This is a genomic window from Gordonia sp. NPDC003424, from assembly GCF_053588655.1.
In genome coordinates this window covers 1-17,170 of the sequence record NZ_JBSFQJ010000008.1, presented here as the reverse complement: position 1 = coordinate 17,170, position 17,170 = coordinate 1, and the positions used below count along the sequence as shown (strand labels likewise).

The window sequence follows — 17,170 nt, the reverse complement described above, 5'->3', positions numbered from 1 at the left end:
TGGCCACCCGTGAGTCTCACCCTCGGAATCGTCGGCCTGCCCAACGTCGGGAAGTCGACCCTGTTCAACGCGCTGACCCGTAACGACGTGCTGGCGGCCAACTACCCGTTCGCGACCATCGAGCCGAACATCGGTGTCGTCGAACTGCCCGATGCCCGCCTCGTGCGGCTGTCGGAGATCTTCGGCAGCGAACGCATCCTGCCGGCCACCGTGTCGTTCGTCGACATCGCCGGCATCGTCAAGGGCGCGTCCGAAGGGGAGGGGATGGGCAACCAGTTCCTCGCCAACATCCGTGAGGCCGACGCCATCTGCCAGGTGGTGCGCGTCTTCGCCGACGACGACGTCGTGCATGTCGACGGCCGCGTGGACCCGCTCGCCGACATCGAGGTGATCGAGACCGAGCTGATCCTCGCCGACATGCAAACGCTCGAGAAGGCCATCCCGCGTCTGGAGAAGGACGCGCGCAAGAACAAGGATCTCGCCGAGACACTGGCTGCCGCCAAACAGGCCCAAGAGATCCTCGACAGCGGGAAAACCCTTTTCTCGCAAAAGGATTCGTTCGACCTTTCGTCGGTGCGTGAGCTGCATCTGATGACCGCGAAGCCGTTCCTGTACGTGTTCAACGCCGACGAGGGGGTGCTCACCGACGACGCCCGCAAACAGCAGCTGCGTGATGCCATCGCACCGGCCGACGCGGTGTTCCTAGACGCCAAGGTGGAGAGCGAGCTCCTCGAACTCGACGAAGAGGACGCGCAGGAACTGCTCGACTCGATCGGGCAGGACGAGCCCGGTCTGCGCTCGCTGGCCCGGGCCGGGTTCCACACCCTCGGGCTGCAGACGTATCTGACCGCGGGGCCGAAGGAGTCGCGCGCCTGGACCATCCACCGGGGGGACACCGCACCCAAGGCGGCCGGTGTCATCCACACCGACTTCGAGAAGGGCTTCATCAAGGCCGAGATCGTGTCCTTCGAGGACCTCGACACCGCCGGCTCCATGGCCGCTGCCAAGGCCGCGGGCAAGGTGCGGATGGAGGGCAAGGACTACGTGATGGCCGACGGGGACGTGGTGGAGTTCCGGTTCAACGTGTAGATGAGTGAGGGCTGACGTCGCCCCACTGCCCGCAGGGCACCTCACGATCATGGCCCTCCACGAGGGTCTAGCCGTCGGCCCCGATCCGATGCATCATGAACTGCATTGTGATGCCCGGAGTTACCTGACGAGAGCGGCGAAGGTATGCACACGCGGTTCGAGTTCGATCTCCACACGGCGGCGACGCCCGATCAGGTCGTCGAGATTCTGACGGACTTCTCACCGAATCGGCCCAAGCGATGGCCCGCGCTGTCGGAGAAGCTGTACCGAGTGCATCGTGTCGGCCAGACCGACGCGGATGTGCAGGAGGGACAGGACTTTCCGAAGTTCTACGCCACCTGGCACTACGACTGGTCGACGCCGGGGACGGTCATAATGACCGTGACCGACAGCGAGTACGCCGCCCCAGGGGGCATGCACACCGTCAGGGCGGCGGCCCGCCCGGCCGGCGGTTCCGATGTGCACGGGATCTGGGAGATCACGGCCAGGAACTTCTCGGCCAACATCGGGGTGGTCGTGATGCGCGTTGTGGGCGCACGCTTCTTCGCGGCGTACTACCGGCGCGTGTTCGACGGCGTCGCTGCCGGAGAGCGGTGAACCTGGCGGTCGGACTCGTGCTCAGGGGCCCTCGCCCATGCTCGTCGACCCGGGTGCCTCACTCAACACTCGACGAGTGACGAACCGCCGCGGCATCCCCGACAGCGGATCGGTGAATTCCAGTTCCCGCGCGAGCAATTGGAGCGGGAGCGAAGGATCGTCGGGTGCCTCGGGTTGCAGTTCCGGATACCACCGGTCGCCGAGGATCCCGACACCGAGCGCCGCCAGATGCACTCGCAACTGATGCATCCGACCGGTCCGCGGGCGCAGGGTTGTGTGCAGCACGGCGCGTCCGGAGGCGCTCACCCCGGAGCCCAGCACCTCGATCACCGTCTCGGAGTTCGGTTCGCGCGTGTCGTCGACGACGACCCGTAACTCGCCGCGCCGCGCCTCGATGTGGTTGCGGTACATGACCGGAACGCTGCGGCCGGCCAGCGACGGTGCGTCTGGATTCCATTCAGGTGGTTGCGGCGAGACCGCCTCGTAGACCTTGGTCACCAGGCGTTGCTCGAACAGCGACTGGTATGCGCCGCGCGTGGAGGGACGGACCGAGAACATCACCAGGCCGGCGGTCGGGCGATCGAGTCGGTGGATCGGCGTGAGGTCGGGGTTGTCGAGGCGGCGCCGGAGTCGGACGAGCGCGGACTCCTGCAGGTACCGTCCGCCGGGGGTGGTCGGGAGGAAGTGTGGCTTGTCGATGACGACGAGGTCGTCGTCGAGGTGCAGGATCTCCTCGTGGTACGGGACCGGGTCCTCGGTCGGCAGATCGCGGTAGTACCAGACGAACCGGTGGGCGCCGAGGGCCGTGTCGCGACCGATCGGGGTGCCGTCGATGCCCACGATCTCGTCCGCGTCGAACCGGCAGTACAGGTCATCGGGGTTCAGGTGGTCGAACCTCGCGACCACGTACTCGGCGATCGTCGCCCACGGTCCGGACAGCGGTACGCGCAGTCGCGTCGGTCCGACCCCGTCCTTGACGGGCAGCGGGGCGGGCATCGGCATGGGTGTCATGATCGCATCGGACACGGCGCTAGCGTTTACCGTATGGCCATCAGACTCGAGAACGTCGGCATCGCCGTGGAGGACCTCGAAGCGGCGATCGCCTTCTTCGTCGATCTTGGCCTCACCCTGATCGGACGTGACGAGGTCAGCGGCGAATGGACCGACACCGCCGTCGGCCTCGACGGCAACCATGCGAACATCGCCATGCTCGAGACGCCCGACGGCCAGGGCCGCATCGAGCTGTTCGAGTACATTCACCCCGCGGCGATCGAGACGGCCCCGACGCTGCCCAACGAGATCGGTATGCACCGGGTCGCCTTCTCCGTCGACGACATCGACGCGGCTCTGGACGTCGCCGCCCGCCATGGATGCCGCCCGCTACGCGGCGTCGCCAACTATCGCGACGTCTACAAACTCACCTACCTCCGGGGTCCCAGCGGGATCCTCGTCATGCTCGCCGAGGACCTGACCAAGAGCTGATCGACAAAGGGTCGTACACCCGCGACGGAGATGCGGGCGCCGCTCTGGAGAACCATGGTCCGAGCGGTCGGCCACGTGTCGTCGTAAGTCAAAAGTGTGTCCTGCGGTGTCAAGACTCCGGGCCGGAAAGGCAGCATCCTGAGATGCGACTCACACCGGCTTTCGGGGGAACCGGTGTGAGTTGCGATCCCACTCCATCGACCCGACCAAGTCCCTGAAAGCGAAACTTCGCGATGCGCGCACTCACCAGCCTCGACACCTTCTTCCTTGCCGGGGAGGACGGCCGAACCGTCACTAACGTCTCGAGCCTGGCGATTCTGGACAAGTACGGGCCCGACGGGGAGCAGCTGACCCGAAAGAAACTGCAAGACCTCATCGGCGAGCGCCTGCACCTGCTTCCGCCGCTGCGGTGGCGGCTCGCGCAGGTGCCGTTCAACGTGGGCCACCCCTATTGGATCGACGGCGAAGTCGACCTGGATTTCCATGTACGCGAGCTCGCACTCGTCGCGCCGGGGGATCTCCGGGCACTCGAGACCCAGGTCGCGCGCCTTTCCGAACACCCGATGGATCGATCACATCCGTTGTGGGAGGTCTACCTGATCCACGGTCTCCAGGGCGATCGGGTGGCGGTCCTGACCAAGCTGCACCATGCCGCGGTCGACGGGATGTCCGGCGCCGAGGTGATGAACATCCTGCTCGACGGGTCACCCGAAGGGCGCGAGATCGCACCGGCTCCCCGTTACCGCCCTGAGCAGCAACCCGGGCAGCTGGGCATGCTCGCTCGCGGGCTCGCCGCGCTCCCGGGTCAGCAGCTCAACCTGGCCGGCGCGGCCGGTCGCACCCTGACCAATCTCGACCACGTCGCGGTTTTGCGGTCGATTCCCGGTATCCGGCCGGTTGGGCGCGCAGTCCGCGGCGCCACCCGCTTCTACCGGGGAGGCGGCAACGCACCTGACGCACCCTCGGCGACCGCCCCGCGGCTGCGTATCAACGGCCGGATCAGTCCGCACCGCCAGCTCGCGCTCGTCAGCCTGCCGCTCGACGACGTGAAGGCACTCAAGGAGCATTTCCACACCACGGTGAACGACGTCGTGGTCGCGCTGTGCGCCGGCGCTCTGCGCCGGTGGCTGATCGATCTCGGCGAGCTCCCCGACGAGCCGTTGGTGGGCATGGTCCCCATCTCGGTGCGCACCAAGAAGGAATTCGGCACCTTCGGGAACAAGGTGTCCTCGATGGTTGCCGAACTGCCCACCGATGAGCCGAATCCAATTGTGCGCCTTCGTCGTTGCCGTGAATCACTGCGCGATGCCAAGGGCTCGATGGACGCCGTTCCCGCGTCGCTGATGCGGGACGCCAACGATCTCGTCCCGCCGATCCTGTTCGGCCGGGCCATGAGCATGGTCACGGCCCTCGCGTCCAGCGAGGCGCTCGCGCCCGCGGCAAATCTGGTCATCTCCAACGTGCCCGGTTCCCGGTTGCCGCTGTACTGCGCGGGTCACATGGTGCGCGAGCACTATCCCGTTTCGGCGATCAGCGACAGCCTCGCCCTGAACGTCACCGTCTTCAGCTACCGCGACCGTCTGGAGATCGGTCTGGTCGGCGATCGCATGCTCGTCGAGAACCTGCAGGGCCTCGCGGCCGCGTTCCCCGACGAACTGAAGCTGCTGAACGAAGCACAAGCCACCACATCCATCGAAGGAGTCGTCCGATGAGGCGTTTGAGCAGCGTCGACGCGCAGTTTCTGGCCGCGGAAGACGGTCGCACCCATGCCCATGTCTGCCAGTTGACCATTCTCGAAGGCACAACCGCAGACGGAAGCACACTCGACGGCGCACGCATCCGCGACCTGATCGGCGAACGGATCGATCTGATGCCTCCATTCCGCTGGCGTGTCACCGAGGTTCCGTTCGGGCTGGATTACCCGGTATTCGTCGAGGACGACAGTTTCGACCTGGACTCCCACATCTGGGAGACCGCGCTCCCCGAACCTGGCACCGACGTCCAGCTCGGGGAAGCGGTCGGCCAGATCGCGTCGAGGCCGCTCGATCGCGCACGTCCGCTCTGGGAACTGCACGTGATCCACGGGCTGGAGAGTGGGCGCGTCGCGCTGTTGACGAAAGTGCACCACAGTGCCATCGACGGGGTGTCGGGGATGGAGTTGCTCGGTGCACTCCTCGATCCCACGCCCGACTTCGCACCGGAGAAGCCGGCCCATCCGGCACCGGTCCACGCGGTGGGCAAGAACCCGAGCGACACGGAGCTGTTCCTGCGTGGGATCGCGTCGTTGCCGTTGCAACCGGTTCGCATGGTGCGCGCGCTGCCCGCCACGCTGCGGCACCTCGACCAGCTGCCGACCATGCGAAACCTGCCGGCGACCGCACTGATCTCCGGTGCCGCCGACCGTGCCGCGCGCATCGCGACCCGCAACAAGGACGGCCGGACCCTCGAACGCCCGCGCGCCGAGGCGCCGAAGGTGTCGTTCGGTGGCCGGATCTCGCCGAACCGGCGCTTCGCATACGGGTCGCTGCCCCTGGCCCCGATCAAGGCGATCAAGGCGGCCACGCCCGGCGCCACGGTCAACGACATCGTGGTGGCCCTGTGCGCGGGAACGCTCCGGCGGCGAATGATGGCCCGCGGTGACAGTCTCGACACGCCGCTCGTGGCGGTCGTCCCGGTCTCGGTGCGTACCAAGGAAGAACAGTACGGAAACCAGATCTCCTCGATGATCGTCGCCATCCCGACCGACGAGGCCGACGCCGTACCCGAGTCGTGCGCGCACACGCCGTCATGCGCTCGGTCAAGGAACGCCACAAGGCCATTCCCGCCAAACTGTTGCGGGACGCCAACCACACCGTCCCGCCGGCACTGTTCACCCGGACGGCGCGAATGATCTCGGCGACCACCGCGGCCGGCTGGATCAACCCGCCGTTCAACGTGACGATCTCCAACATTCCGGGCTCACCGGCGCCGCTCTACCTCGGCGGCGCCGAGGTGGTGTCGCAACACCCGGTCAACGTCCTGCTCGACGGCGTCGGCCTCAGCCTGACGCTGCTCAGCTATCAGGATCGGCTCGACTTCGGATTCACCGCGGACCGGGAGCTCATGCCCGACGTGTGGCAGCTCGTTCCCGAGATGAAGGCCGAACTGGAAGCACTGGCAAAGGAGTTCGATGTCACGACGGACTGACCGCAACGGCATGGGGGATTCCACGATGACCGACGCGTGGACACCCCACCGGCGTCGTACCGCTCGAGAGGTGTTGGCGCTCACCGGTGCGGTGCGCACCGTCGGGCGTGCGGTTCCGCAGCCACCGGCGAGTACTCGAACCGCGGTGCTGCTGATTCCGGGCTTTCTCGCCGGGGACTGGTCGCTGCGCGGCATGAGCCGGCAGCTGCGCTACCGAGGTCACCGCACGTTCGATTCGGGAATCCGCAGCAACGTCGGCTGCACGTCGGCGACCGTGGAACAGCTCGAGCGTCGTCTGGAAACCATTGCCGCGCATACCGGCCCGGTCGCGATCGTCGGCCACAGTCGCGGCGGCACGCTGGGGCGCCTGCTCACCACGCGCCGCCCGGACCTGGTCCGCGGGATCGTGACCCTGGGCAGCCCACTGACCACACAGTTCGCGGCCAGCACCAGTGTGTTGCGGATCGCCGACGAGATCGCCCGGCGCAACCGCACCGACCGCCCGACGGTACTGAGCGACGACTGCCTGCGCGGATCGTGTGCAGAGCAGACGGCGACCGCGTTGGCCGAGCCGATGCCGGCCGGGATGGCGTTCACGTCGATCTATTCGCGGACCGACGGGGTCGTCCGGTGGCACGCCTGCCTCGATCCGTCGGCCGAGGCGTTCGAGGTGCGCAGCACTCACAACGGCATGGCGGTCAACCGCTCGGTGATCCGTCTGGTGGAGCGCAGGCTCGCGCTGCTCTGACCCGATCTCACGCTCGCCGGACGTGCGGGCAATCGGGGTCGGCGCCGAGATGATCGGGCCGGGACCCGTCAGTCCGGCGAGGCGGGCCGGTCCCGCATGGCGGCGGCGGCCGCCGCCCGGGACCGCACGCCCAGCTTCGATCGGGCGTTCGCCACGTGACGATGCACGGTGTGCGGACTCAGTGCGAGACGTCGGGCGATCTCCGCATCGGTCAATCCCTCGGCGACGAGGTGCAGCACCTCGCGCTCACGATCGGTGACCGCCGTGCGGCCGATGTCGTCGAGTCGCCGGGCCACCGGATGGCCGAGGCCGGACACGGTTGCGTCGGCGACCGCCTGGGCATCACCGCGCCACGGGAAATGGTCCTCGCCGGGGAGTTCGACCATGACCGATCGACGGACCCGGCGCGCGACGTCGAGCCCGAGCGCGAGAGGGATTGCGCGGTCGCTGCGGCGGTGGATCACCGTCGTCGGAACCGTCAGCGCGGCAAGGTGTTCCGTGGCATCGAGGGCATAGCTGGCGGCAAGCGACGAAGCCGCCTGATCCGCCGTCGCCGACTGCCGCTGGAAGTGTGCGAACCGATCACGTTCGCCACTGCTCGCGCCCGGGAGGAAGACATCGGCCAGCAATCGCGACCCGAGACCCCAATGCGCCGCGACGACCTCCACCATCGCCCGGCGGGCGCTTTCCGGTGCGATGTCGGCGCCCCGGGCATAAGACCCGTAGAGCACGAGATGGTGCACGCGCCGCGGCATCCGGGCGGCCAGCCCGGCAGCGGCGGCAGCGCCCGACGAACCGCCGAGCAGGGCGAAACGGTCGATCTCCAGTGCGTCGACGAGTTCGGACATCAACGCGATCTCGCCGTCGAGATCGAGCGGTTCCCGCTCGCCACCGGATGCACCGCGACCGGGCAGGTCATACCGGACCACCGTGAAATACTCGGCCAACCGATCGATGTACCGCCGGAACAGCGGATCCGCCCAGTTGAGAGCCAGGTGGCTGCACCACCATCCGCCGAGCAACAGCGGCGGGCCGTTCCCGATCTCGGAGTACGCGATGTCACCGGCGGAGGTCGTCAGGCGCCGGATGAGTTGGTCCTCGACTCTGCGCATCAGCGATCCTTGCCGTCGGATGGGCGATCCGGGCCATTCGCGGATGGCCCGAAACGGCCATGCCCAGGTCGTGTGGGTCGGGCGATGCTGATCCACATGACCACAGACACGCTCGATCAACGCATCTTCGCAAAATGGTATCCCCTCTTCATGCGCCGCGTGGAGAGCTCGGGCCAGTCGGACATCCGGACCGACAATCTCGCCCGAGCGCACGGACGGACACTCGAGATCGGTGCCGGCACGGGGTTTTCCGTGTCGCACTATCCCGACGGGCTCGACGAGCTCGTGCTCCTGGAACCGAATGAGACCATGCGCGCACAGCTGGCCGCGCGCACCGACCTGCCCCAGGTGCCGGTCACCATCCGTGACGGCGACGCGCACTGCCTGGACTATCCGGACGCCTCGTTCGACACCGTGACGGCATCGCTCGTGTTCTGTTCGGTGACCGACCCGGCGCGGGTACTCGCCGAAGTGCATCGCGTGTTGCGCGTCGGCGGCCTGTTCCTGTTTCACGAACACGTCCGCGGCAGCGGCGTCCGCGGTGTGATGCAGGATGTGCTCAACCCCCTCCAGCAGCGGCTCGCGGACGGTTGCCACGCCAACCGGGACTTCGAGGGCGAACTGCGGGCGAGCGCGCTGAAGGTCGAGGAGATCCGGCATCTGCGGATGCCCACGTTCATGCCCACGATCGTCCCGCTGGTGGTGGGAAGTGCGCGGCGCGTCTGAGGTCGAACCGCGCTGATCGGCCGTCGAACTCGGTGCACCTTCGGCCGAAGTCGTGCACGGTGGCTCCGTCGTCGTTGATACTGCACCGGTGATGTTCACCAAGCGAATGATCTTGACCGCCGTCTCGACGGTGCTGCTGACCGTTGCGGGGTTGCTGGTCTCCGTCCCGGCGAACAGCGACGCCGCGCCGTCGTCGGGCTGGCGCTACACGATGGTGGGGTTCAGCAACGCCACCGACCGCGACATGGATGTGTACCAGTCGAGCGACGGCACCACATTCCGGCTCCTCAAGAGGTCGGCGTATCGGCCGCCGACGGGATTTGTGCGCGACCCCAGCATCTTCCGCAATGCGGACGGCTGGTACTACCTGACCTACACGACGGCCGACGGGGCCAACATCGGCTTCGCCCGGAGCCGCGATCGCCTCTCCTGGACATCCATGGGGAATTGGCCCGTCCCGTTCTGCTGCGCACTGCTGCCCGGTACCGGTGACGGCAAGGGCCTGTTCGGTTCCTCGGGTTCGTCGGGTTCCGCCGGGGCCTTGGGTTCCTCGGGCTCGGCCGGCTCCTCGGACGGTCCCTCGCTGTCGCCGTTCACCACCAAGGCCTGGGCTCCCGAATGGTTCGTCGACGGCGGACGCGTCAACGTCATCTTGTCGATGTCGACTGGTGGCGGCTTCATCCCGTATGTGATGACGGCGCTGACGCCCGACCTCAGGGTGTGGAGCCCGCCGATTCCGCTCGTCGGGATCGGTGCGGACCACATCGACACCACCGTGGTCAAGGTGGGCTCGACCTATCACGCGTTCACCAAGAACGAGACGAGGACGAAGAAGATCATCGAGCACGCAGTCGCGCCGTCGTTGGCCGGACCCTATCGCTTTGTGCCGACGGGCAATTGGGGCTCGTACGTGGAAGGCCCGGCCGTCGTCCAACTGCCGAACGGCGTCTGGCGGATCTACCTCGACGCCTATCGGGCGGGCAGATACCTCTATTCCGACAGCCGGGATGGTCTCAGAACGTGGTCGCCGACGAAGGTGCTTCCCGGTCTGTCCGGGACGGTGCGGCATGCCGGCGTGATGCGCGAGCCCGCCTGAGGGGTGCGCGGGTCAGCGAATGGCGGTGGCGCGCACCAGTCCGCCGTCGCGAGGAATCATCGTCACGTTCCGGTGCCGAGGTCGTTCGGCAGGGCGGTCCGACGCAGCGAGATCCACACGCCGCAGGATCTCGGTGATGACGATCGTGAGTTCGGCCATGGCGAGCGACGCGCCGAGACAGCGCCGATCGCCTCCCCCGAACGGCATCAGGGTGTGCGGTGCCGGTCGCACACCGAGGAACCGCTCCGGGTCGAAATCGAACGGTCGCGCGTATACGTCATCGCGGTGGTGAAGCAGCAGGATGCTGATCAGGGCGATGGTGCCCGGCTCGACACCATGCGCACCGAACTCCCACGGTCGCAACAGTTCTCGCGCGACCAACGGGACGACCGGCCGTGATCGCATGGCTTCGTTGAGCAGCGCGTCGACGTATTCGCCGTCGCCTGCCCGCGCCGCATCGCGCGCGTCGCGGTAGGCCTTCGGTGAGCGGGTCAGACGCTCGAAGGTCCAGGCCACCGTATTGGCGGTGGTCTCGTGCCCGGCGAGCAGCAGGGTGAGCAACTCGTCGCGGATCTCGCTGTCCGGCAGGGGCAGACCGTCTTCCGTGCACGCGGAGACGAGGAGTGCGGTGATGTCTGTGCGCTCGACGGATGCCGGTTGGGCCCGCCGCTCGGCGAGGAGGGCGGCGATCGCCGTGTCGACCGGCCGCAGCATGAGTTTCGTGATGCCGACCGGGTTCTCGTTGAAGCTGTTCGCCAGCTGTGCGACCGTCGCCAGCGGGTGCGTGGACAGCCGCAGCAGGCGCCGGATCGAAGTCTGAAGTGCACGTTCGGCATTGGTGGTCGCAGCACCGTCGGGTAAGCCGAATACCGCGGACATGATGACGTCGAGCGTGAGTTGCTGTGCCAGGTCGGCGAGTCGGATCTGCTGCCCGACGGGCCAGCGATCGATCCGAGCGGCGGTGGCGCGTTCGATGCTGTCGCGGTAGGCCGCAACGGATTTGCCGTGGAAGCGGGGGATGAGCAGCGCGCGCTGGCGCCGGTGTCGGGGTCCGATCGAGGTGAGGACCGAGTTCGGTCCGACGATGGGCCGCAACGGGGACTGCCGGGTGGCCGACGGCGCGATCTCGGGGCCGGCCGTCATGACCGATTTGATGTGTGCCGGATTACACAACACCACAAGTGAATCCGGGCCTCCGGGGAACTCGTAGCGCAGCACGTCACCGTGTTCGGGGGCGTCGGCGAAGAACATGTCGCCCTGTCGGAGGGCGATCTGCAGCGAGGTCCGCAGGGTTCTCGGGCGCACGCGCGTCGGCGGTGTGACCGGGCCGGTGCCGAGGGTGATCGGACCCGCATGCTCGTCGGTGCCGGCGATGCCGGCGATGCCGGACGCGGCGTCGCCGGACGCGAGGTGCCACCGCTGCGGCACCACGACACTCGGCAGACCCGGTCGGAAGTCGAACGTGGTCATGAGGTCGCCTCCGCCCGCGTGTCGTCGTGCCCGGTCCGGGCGGTGCTGACGATCACCCACACGATCGATCTCCTCTCCGCAGGAACAGCGAACCGCTGCGCTCCACGGTAGGCGAGTCATCCGCGCTGGTCAGTGGCCTGCAGATGGATTGCCGTGTCCGACCACGGGTGGAGCCCGCATCCGTCCGTGGGTGGTTGCCCGGCAAGGGCGGCGGCGCGCGCAGCCCCGCACCTGCGACCTTCGACTAGCGTGGGCGCATGGGTGCGCGAGCGGGCATGACGGTGACCATGTGACCGACCGTCGGCGGTTCGGGCGGCGGACACTGCTCCGCGCTGCCGGAGTCGTCGGCACGATGTCGGCAATGCCCGCTTCTGCGCGGGCCGCGCCGTACGAGCCGCCGCTCGACCACGAGCAGCCGACGGTCCCCGGCATCCCCTTCTTCACCTATCGCTCACCCGAATTGGTTCCGTTTGTCGACGACCTGCCGCGCCTCCCGGTCATCGCGCCGCCGCAGCGGCTCGACGCCGCGACGGCCAGCCATCGATTCCATCGCGATCTCGACCCGTCGCCGAGTCTCGGCTTCGGCGGTCTCACCCATCACGGCCCGACGATCGAATCCGGGGCGGGCGACGAACCGGTCATCACGTTCACCAATCGGATGGGCCGTCATCCGATGGCGGTCGACATCGACACCACACTCCACGGGGCGTCCGAGATGGATCGGCAGCGGCCGCCCTTGGTCATTCATCTGCACGGTGCACCGAATCGTCCGGCCGACGACGGTTATCCGACGTCTCCGTTCCGGCCGGGGCGATCGAACACCTACCGGTTCGGCAATCCGCCACAGGCCGCGCCACTGTGGTACCACGACCATTCGATGGGCACGACACGGCTGAGCATGTACGCCGGGCTGGCGGCCCACTACCACGTCCGCGACGAGTGGGACACCGGCCGGCCGAGCAACCCGCTCGGTCTGCCCGCCGACGAGTACGAGGTCGCATTGATCATGTGCGACAAGCTCTTCTACCCGGATGGCCGGCTCCGCTACGGCAACACGCCGACCGTCGCACCCGGCCACTGGACCGGTGGAATGGTCGGGGACACGATGGTCGTCAACGGCACCGTATGGCCGCGTATGGCGGTCGACCGTGGGCTCTACCGATTCCGCATCGTGAGCGCGAGTCAACTGAACGACTACCGGCTGGCACTGTCGGACGGATCACCCTTCTGGGTGATCGGCAGCGACGGCGGACTGCTGGACGCACCCGTTCTCGTTCGCGCGCTGGACATCTCGGCCGCCGAACGGTACGACATCCTGATCGACTTCGGCGATCGGCAGGCCGGTGAGACGGTGCAGTTGATCAACACGATGCAGATCTCCTGGGTGGGACAAGTCAACGGCGCCACAATGACTCGTCCGGTCATGCGGTTCGACGTCGGATCGGGGCGCGCTGCGGTCCGGTCGGTCCCCACCCGCCTGCGCGGCGCCCGTCGCGGTCCGTCGTCGTTACCGCCAGTACGGGTCGACCCCGCGCTACCGGCCCGGGTCGCCACGCTCAACGTCACCCTGAACCCGCAGAACCTCTCCTGGGCCGGTGTGCTGGCGATGAACCTCAACAACCTCCCGTTCGACACGGAGGATTTCGAGCACCCGCGGCAGGGCACGATCGAATGCTGGGATCTGGTCAACGCCGACGCGATCATGCAACCGCACTCGGTCCATCTGCACCTGGTCCGATTCCGCGTCGTCGGCCGCTGGGATTTCGACAAGGTCCGATACCTCGCCGAGAACCCGCCACCGGTGTTCGGGATCCGGTGGACGCCACCGGTGAACCCGTATCTCACGAGCGGCCGGTTGGCGCCGGCGCCATACGAGCGGGGATGGAAGGACACCGTCCGCTGTCCACCCAATCAGGTGACCCGGATTCTGGTGCGCTGGCCGACCGCGGACGAACTCGGCTTCGATCCGGACACCGTCTTCCATGGTGTGAATGGCGAACGCCTGCAAGGGTATGTCTGGCACTGCCATCTCACCGACCACGAGGACAACGAGATGATGCAGCGACTGCGGGTGGTCGCCGGTCCTCCGAAGGGGCCGACTCGGCTACCGTGATCGCATGGGCAACGATTGGCGCGAAGCCGAGGTCGAGAACGTACGGTCGCTGATCACCGGCGCCGACCCGGATATCGTCGAAGAGATCAAGTGGCGTAAGGCGTCCAACCCCGACGGTGTGCCCACCTTCTCCGCCGACGGCCTGGTCTGCACACTCGAGACCTACAAGGACAAGATCAAGGTGACCTTCGCCAAGGGCGCGTCGCTACCGGACCCGACGAACCTGTTCAACGCCAGCCTCGGGGCCGGCGTGCGGCGTGCGATCGACGTCAAGGAGGACGACACCCTGGACGCCGACGCGTTCGTGGCTCTGGTGCAGGCTGCGGTCGCGCTCAATCGGGGATAGGTCAGCGGGGGCGAACCGTCACAGGTCGCTCTGCCACTGACACAGGGAGTCGGATTCGGTGGGCCGCCGTGCGCGACGTTTGGCACCATGGGCACATGGACCGTTCGGCCGTCATCGCCGCCGAGGCACAGCGTTTCGCCGACGTGCTCGCGACCACCGACCCGCAACGTCGGTGCCCCACGTGTCCCGACTGGACCGCCGCGGATCTGCTGTGGCATCTGACCAGCGTGCATTTCTTCTGGGCCGAGATCCTCGGGCGGCATCTACTCGGCGCCGACGGCTTGCCCGCGGTCGAGGCGGCCAAGCCAGAGCGGCCCCGCGAGATCGCCGACATGCTCGACCTGCGGGCTCGCGCCACCGACGCCTTGCTCGAGCAGCTCGCGCGCCGCGGTGACGACGAACCGTGCTGGTCGTGGTGGCCCGCCGATCAGACGGTGGGCTTCACCCGGAGGATGCAGACCTACGAGGCGACGATGCACCGGATCGACGCCGAACTGACGGCCGAGGTGCCTCCCTCCCCGATACCCGGCGACGTCGCCGCGGGCGCGGTCGACCACGCCGTCGACATCATGTGGGGATGGCTGCCCGACGGGACCGAGTACCGTGCGGCCGGGGTCGTCGAGTTCCGCGCCGACGATATCGGGCAGTCGTGGCTCGTCGAGGTGGGAGGTTGCACCGGTCAAGCACGACAAGACGATTCGTTGATCAGCTATCCGCGGGCAACCCGGTCGGTCGGCGGTGTCGCGGCCGCGTCCGTCGCCGCGCCGGTGACGGATCTCGCGCTGTGGGCCTGGACTCGGGGCGGGTCGGTGGAGATGACCGGGGACCCGGTGGTGCTTGCGGCGCTCGATGCGGTGGTGTCGAAAGGAATGGTGTAGCCGCTGGGGTCACAGCCGCGGCGCCCGGCCGCGGGCCACGTCGACGAGCGATCCGACGCGGACGTCGCGGGCCTTGCGTTTCTCGGCGATGGCCCGGTTTCCCGCCGGAACCAGCAGATGCAACCCCTTGGGGTGGCTGCGGAAGCGCAGCGGTGTCGTCATCTCCAGGGCCTCGCCGTCGATTCCGGCGAAGGCCTTGCCGGACCGGGATCTGATCTCGAAGGTCTCCCCGTTGAACTCATGCCAGAAGGGGCTTGATTTGCGCAGCCCGACCGCCGACCGTGCCATGAGGCCGATGGCCTCGGCGGCCGTCGACGTGGACACGGCGACGACCCCCAGTGTGCCGGTGTCCATGCGTCGGCGGGTCGCCGCATCCAGCGATGCGGTGCCCGCATACGGGTTGTTGGACACCAAGATCATGTACGCGCCCTTGACCTCGGTGCCGGTCGGTGTCGTGAACTGGAGGTCGAACGGTTTGGCATCACGGCCGAGGAGCTTGGGCAGCATCATCGCCGCCGTCTGAACCTTTCCCGCTCGGTAGGACTCCTCCTGCACGATCGTGGCGTAGATGCCCAGCGACACATTGTTGACGAACAGCCGGTCGTTGACCGTCGCATAGTCGACGTGCCGAGCAACGGCGTCGCGGAAGGCGAGCAGGTTCTGTCGGGGGTCCTCGCGATCGAGACCGAGATCGAGTGCGAAATGGTTCCGGGTCCCGGCACTCACGCACACGAACGGTAGATCGTGTTCGACGGCCACGGCCGCGACGAGCGCTTGTGACCCGTCACCGCCGGCCATTCCGAGGCAGTCCGCACCCCGGGCCACGGCGTCCCGAGCGAGCTGTTCGAGGTCGTCGCCGGGGCCGAGCATCACCGTCTCGACGCCCAGTTCGGCTGCTGCCGAACGTAACCCGAACCTCTCGACCTTGCCGCCGCCGGACTTGGGGTTGCAGATCAGCACCGGCTTGGTCGGCCGCGTCGAGATCCGCTTGCGGTCGAGCGCGTGAAGATCGGACACCAGTGCGAAGCGCGCGCAGGCGGTGGAGACGCCGAGCACCACGACCAGAAGGAGGATGGTGACAACCGCGCCGGAGGTAGTGGTGAGCGCGCGGACGGCGGTCGCCGTGATGATCGCCAATCCGACGACGATCGCGCCGATCCCGGCGACCCGACGGAGGGCCTGCTCGGTGATCGTCCACCACGCACCCGCGATCACGATGGCCAGTCCCACGATGCCGACCAATACATGGACGGCGCTGTTGACCAGGATGTAGACCACGATCACCGTCAGCAGCACGATGCCGGCCAATGCGAGGATCGCGCTGACCCGCCGAACCGTACTCGGCGTCTGCGCAGGGTCCGTCACGCGAGTTAGGGTACACGGCGGATCCGACGGTCCCCCGACAACGACACCCCAACAACGACACCCGGCGGTGCCGAGCTGTTCCGGTGGACACCCCACCCCACCGCGGTCATGGTGAAAGGACCAGTTCGCACAACCCAGGAGAACTCGATGACCGTGCCCATCATGCCCAAGTCCGATGCCGCCGAGCTGATCATCGCGGCGCGTATCCGACAGGGACTGTCCTGGTCCGACATCGCCGAACGCATCGATGCGCCTCTGGTGTGGACGGTGGCCGCGCTCCTCGGCCAGCACCCGGTGCCCGCAGACAAGGCGATGACCGTCTGCGAACTCCTGGGTCTGGGCGATGGGGTGATCGAATCACTTGTGCGGCAACCCACCCGCGTGGCCGACGAGGCCGCGGCCACCGATCCGACCATCTACCGCTTCCACGAGGCACTGGCCGTGTACGGGCCGGCGCTCAAGGAACTGATCCATGAGGAATTCGGTGACGGCATCATGAGCGCCATCAACTTCAAGATCGATTTCGCCCGCCGCGCGGATCCCGAGGGCGATCGGGTGGTGGTCACGTTCGACGGGAAGTTCCTCGACTACCGGTGGTAGCGGGTCAGATTATGGCTTCCCGACGCTGTCGGAGGGAGTCGATAGACTGAGGGATTTGGGGCGTCCGTGTCGGTGAATATGGTTGTGCTGCAACATAATAGGGAGTGTAAGAGACTTGACTCGAATGTGTGTTCGAGTATAATGGGGGCATGCCAGACACAACATCCCTGCTCTCTGCCGCCCGCGACCTCACCATCACCGACCTGACCTCCGGTCGCGACGCGTTTGATACGACGACAGGCCTGATCTGCGTGTCCAACACCGTCTCCCACCGCCTGGCGGTGGCGATCGCGGAGATGGACCGGTTGGGCGTGGCCGCCGCCACCGGCGGCAAAACCCGGAAACTGTTGATCACCATGGGG

17 protein-coding genes and 1 pseudogene are annotated in these 17,170 nt (G+C 67.3%); 14 read left to right on the top strand and 4 right to left on the bottom strand.

The genetic code is table 11. The features are described from left to right. Positions 1-9 precede the first annotated feature (9 nt). Positions 10-1,089, top strand: coding sequence for a redox-regulated ATPase YchF (ychF, locus tag ACWDTI_RS13470; protein WP_449738598.1), 1,080 nt, complete (start codon positions 10-12; stop codon positions 1,087-1,089). Positions 1,090-1,233: 144 nt separating this feature from the next. Beyond that, on the top strand, positions 1,234-1,686 hold the full coding sequence (locus ACWDTI_RS13465) for a hypothetical protein (RefSeq protein ID WP_449738597.1): 453 nt from the start codon (positions 1,234-1,236) through the stop codon (positions 1,684-1,686). A gap of 21 nt (positions 1,687-1,707) precedes the next feature. On the opposite strand, the gene ACWDTI_RS13460 is transcribed toward ACWDTI_RS13465, so the two are convergent. Next, a complete protein-coding gene (locus tag ACWDTI_RS13460; RefSeq protein ID WP_449738814.1) occupies positions 1,708-2,697 on the bottom strand; it encodes a pseudouridine synthase in 990 nt (329 codons plus the stop codon). A 33-nt stretch (positions 2,698-2,730) separates the two neighbouring features. Between ACWDTI_RS13460 and ACWDTI_RS13455 the strand changes: the two genes are divergently transcribed. The 5 genes from ACWDTI_RS13455 (at position 2,731) to ACWDTI_RS13435 (ending at position 7,102) form a co-directional block, all read left to right on the top strand. Next, on the top strand, positions 2,731-3,168 hold the full coding sequence (locus ACWDTI_RS13455; RefSeq protein WP_449738596.1) for a VOC family protein: 438 nt from the start codon (positions 2,731-2,733) through the stop codon (positions 3,166-3,168). Positions 3,169-3,401: 233 nt separating this feature from the next. Beyond that, positions 3,402-4,880 carry a WS/DGAT/MGAT family O-acyltransferase gene (locus ACWDTI_RS13450; protein WP_449738595.1) on the top strand — a complete coding sequence of 493 codons (1,479 nt, stop codon included), beginning with the start codon at positions 3,402-3,404 and terminating at the stop codon, positions 4,878-4,880. Next, the gene (locus ACWDTI_RS13445; protein WP_449738594.1) at positions 4,877-6,058 is read left to right on the top strand and encodes a wax ester/triacylglycerol synthase domain-containing protein; all 1,182 of its coding nucleotides are present in this window, start codon (positions 4,877-4,879) and stop codon (positions 6,056-6,058) included. Before ACWDTI_RS13450 ends, ACWDTI_RS13445 begins: the two co-directional genes overlap by 4 nt. Beyond that, complete coding sequence (locus tag ACWDTI_RS13440; protein ID WP_449738593.1) at positions 5,956-6,354, top strand: WS/DGAT domain-containing protein; 399 nt, start codon at positions 5,956-5,958, stop codon at positions 6,352-6,354. The genes ACWDTI_RS13445 and ACWDTI_RS13440 overlap by 103 nt, the downstream gene beginning before the upstream one ends. Then, positions 6,338-7,102: an esterase/lipase family protein gene (locus ACWDTI_RS13435; protein ID WP_449738592.1), complete on the top strand. Its 765-nt coding sequence runs from the start codon at positions 6,338-6,340 to the stop codon at positions 7,100-7,102. The genes ACWDTI_RS13440 and ACWDTI_RS13435 overlap by 17 nt, the downstream gene beginning before the upstream one ends. A 68-nt stretch (positions 7,103-7,170) precedes the next feature. On the opposite strand, the gene ACWDTI_RS13430 is transcribed toward ACWDTI_RS13435, so the two are convergent. Beyond that, positions 7,171-8,214, bottom strand: a complete 1,044-nt coding sequence (locus ACWDTI_RS13430; RefSeq protein WP_449738591.1) for an alpha/beta fold hydrolase — start codon at positions 8,212-8,214, stop codon at positions 7,171-7,173. Positions 8,215-8,310: 96 nt separating this feature from the next. Here ACWDTI_RS13430 and ACWDTI_RS13425 point away from each other — a divergent pair, with 96 nt between their 5' ends. Continuing rightward, complete coding sequence (locus ACWDTI_RS13425; protein ID WP_449738590.1) at positions 8,311-8,940, top strand: class I SAM-dependent methyltransferase; 630 nt, start codon at positions 8,311-8,313, stop codon at positions 8,938-8,940. 91 nt (positions 8,941-9,031) lie between these two features. Next, positions 9,032-10,036: an arabinofuranosidase gene (locus ACWDTI_RS13420; RefSeq protein ID WP_449738813.1), complete on the top strand. Its 1,005-nt coding sequence runs from the start codon at positions 9,032-9,034 to the stop codon at positions 10,034-10,036. 12 nt (positions 10,037-10,048) lie between these two features. Here the strand turns inward: ACWDTI_RS13420 and ACWDTI_RS13415 are convergent, their stop codons facing one another. Beyond that, complete coding sequence (locus tag ACWDTI_RS13415) at positions 10,049-11,506, bottom strand: cytochrome P450 (RefSeq protein ID WP_449738589.1); 1,458 nt, start codon at positions 11,504-11,506, stop codon at positions 10,049-10,051. Between the two features lie 361 nt (positions 11,507-11,867). On the opposite strand from ACWDTI_RS13415, the gene ACWDTI_RS13410 reads away from it, so the two are divergent. The 3 genes from ACWDTI_RS13410 to ACWDTI_RS13400 all read left to right on the top strand — a co-directional run bounded on the left by ACWDTI_RS13410 (position 11,868) and on the right by ACWDTI_RS13400 (position 14,843). Further along, on the top strand, positions 11,868-13,619 hold the full coding sequence (locus ACWDTI_RS13410) for a multicopper oxidase family protein (RefSeq protein WP_449738588.1): 1,752 nt from the start codon (positions 11,868-11,870) through the stop codon (positions 13,617-13,619). 4 nt (positions 13,620-13,623) lie between these two features. Then, positions 13,624-13,965 (top strand): DUF1801 domain-containing protein, encoded by a 342-nt coding sequence (locus ACWDTI_RS13405; RefSeq protein WP_449738587.1) that lies wholly within the window; start codon positions 13,624-13,626, stop codon positions 13,963-13,965. 95 nt (positions 13,966-14,060) lie between these two features. Next, the gene (locus ACWDTI_RS13400) at positions 14,061-14,843 is read left to right on the top strand and encodes a maleylpyruvate isomerase family mycothiol-dependent enzyme (RefSeq protein WP_449738586.1); all 783 of its coding nucleotides are present in this window, start codon (positions 14,061-14,063) and stop codon (positions 14,841-14,843) included. Between the two features lie 9 nt (positions 14,844-14,852). Here ACWDTI_RS13400 and ACWDTI_RS13395 read toward each other — a convergent pair whose 3' ends face one another. After that, the gene (locus ACWDTI_RS13395; protein WP_449738585.1) at positions 14,853-16,208 is read right to left on the bottom strand and encodes a diacylglycerol/lipid kinase family protein; all 1,356 of its coding nucleotides are present in this window, start codon (positions 16,206-16,208) and stop codon (positions 14,853-14,855) included. A gap of 147 nt (positions 16,209-16,355) precedes the next feature. Here ACWDTI_RS13395 and cynS point away from each other — a divergent pair, with 147 nt between their 5' ends. Both cynS and ACWDTI_RS13385 read left to right on the top strand, forming a co-directional pair. Continuing rightward, a complete protein-coding gene (gene cynS, locus ACWDTI_RS13390; protein WP_449738584.1) occupies positions 16,356-16,808 on the top strand; it encodes a cyanase in 453 nt (150 codons plus the stop codon). Positions 16,809-16,957: 149 nt separating this feature from the next. After that, positions 16,958-17,170: pseudogene (locus tag ACWDTI_RS13385) on the top strand (HNH endonuclease); the annotation flags it as partial.

Coding starts and splice junctions, on each gene's coding strand:
- ACWDTI_RS13450 (WP_449738595.1), top strand. CDS start 3,402: ATGCGCGCACTCACCAGCCTCGACACCTTCTTCCTTGCCGGGGAGGAC.
- cynS (WP_449738584.1), top strand. CDS start 16,356: ATGACCGTGCCCATCATGCCCAAGTCCGATGCCGCCGAGCTGATCATC.
- ACWDTI_RS13415 (WP_449738589.1), bottom strand. CDS start 11,506: ATGACCACGTTCGACTTCCGACCGGGTCTGCCGAGTGTCGTGGTGCCG.
- ACWDTI_RS13435 (WP_449738592.1), top strand. CDS start 6,338: ATGTCACGACGGACTGACCGCAACGGCATGGGGGATTCCACGATGACC.
- ACWDTI_RS13400 (WP_449738586.1), top strand. CDS start 14,061: ATGGACCGTTCGGCCGTCATCGCCGCCGAGGCACAGCGTTTCGCCGAC.
- ACWDTI_RS13420 (WP_449738813.1), top strand. CDS start 9,032: ATGTTCACCAAGCGAATGATCTTGACCGCCGTCTCGACGGTGCTGCTG.
- ACWDTI_RS13425 (WP_449738590.1), top strand. CDS start 8,311: ATGACCACAGACACGCTCGATCAACGCATCTTCGCAAAATGGTATCCC.
- ACWDTI_RS13460 (WP_449738814.1), bottom strand. CDS start 2,697: ATGACACCCATGCCGATGCCCGCCCCGCTGCCCGTCAAGGACGGGGTC.
- ACWDTI_RS13440 (WP_449738593.1), top strand. CDS start 5,956: ATGCGCTCGGTCAAGGAACGCCACAAGGCCATTCCCGCCAAACTGTTG.
- ACWDTI_RS13455 (WP_449738596.1), top strand. CDS start 2,731: ATGGCCATCAGACTCGAGAACGTCGGCATCGCCGTGGAGGACCTCGAA.
- ACWDTI_RS13405 (WP_449738587.1), top strand. CDS start 13,624: ATGGGCAACGATTGGCGCGAAGCCGAGGTCGAGAACGTACGGTCGCTG.
- ACWDTI_RS13430 (WP_449738591.1), bottom strand. CDS start 8,214: ATGCGCAGAGTCGAGGACCAACTCATCCGGCGCCTGACGACCTCCGCC.
- ACWDTI_RS13410 (WP_449738588.1), top strand. CDS start 11,868: ATGCCCGCTTCTGCGCGGGCCGCGCCGTACGAGCCGCCGCTCGACCAC.
- ACWDTI_RS13445 (WP_449738594.1), top strand. CDS start 4,877: ATGAGGCGTTTGAGCAGCGTCGACGCGCAGTTTCTGGCCGCGGAAGAC.
- ACWDTI_RS13465 (WP_449738597.1), top strand. CDS start 1,234: ATGCACACGCGGTTCGAGTTCGATCTCCACACGGCGGCGACGCCCGAT.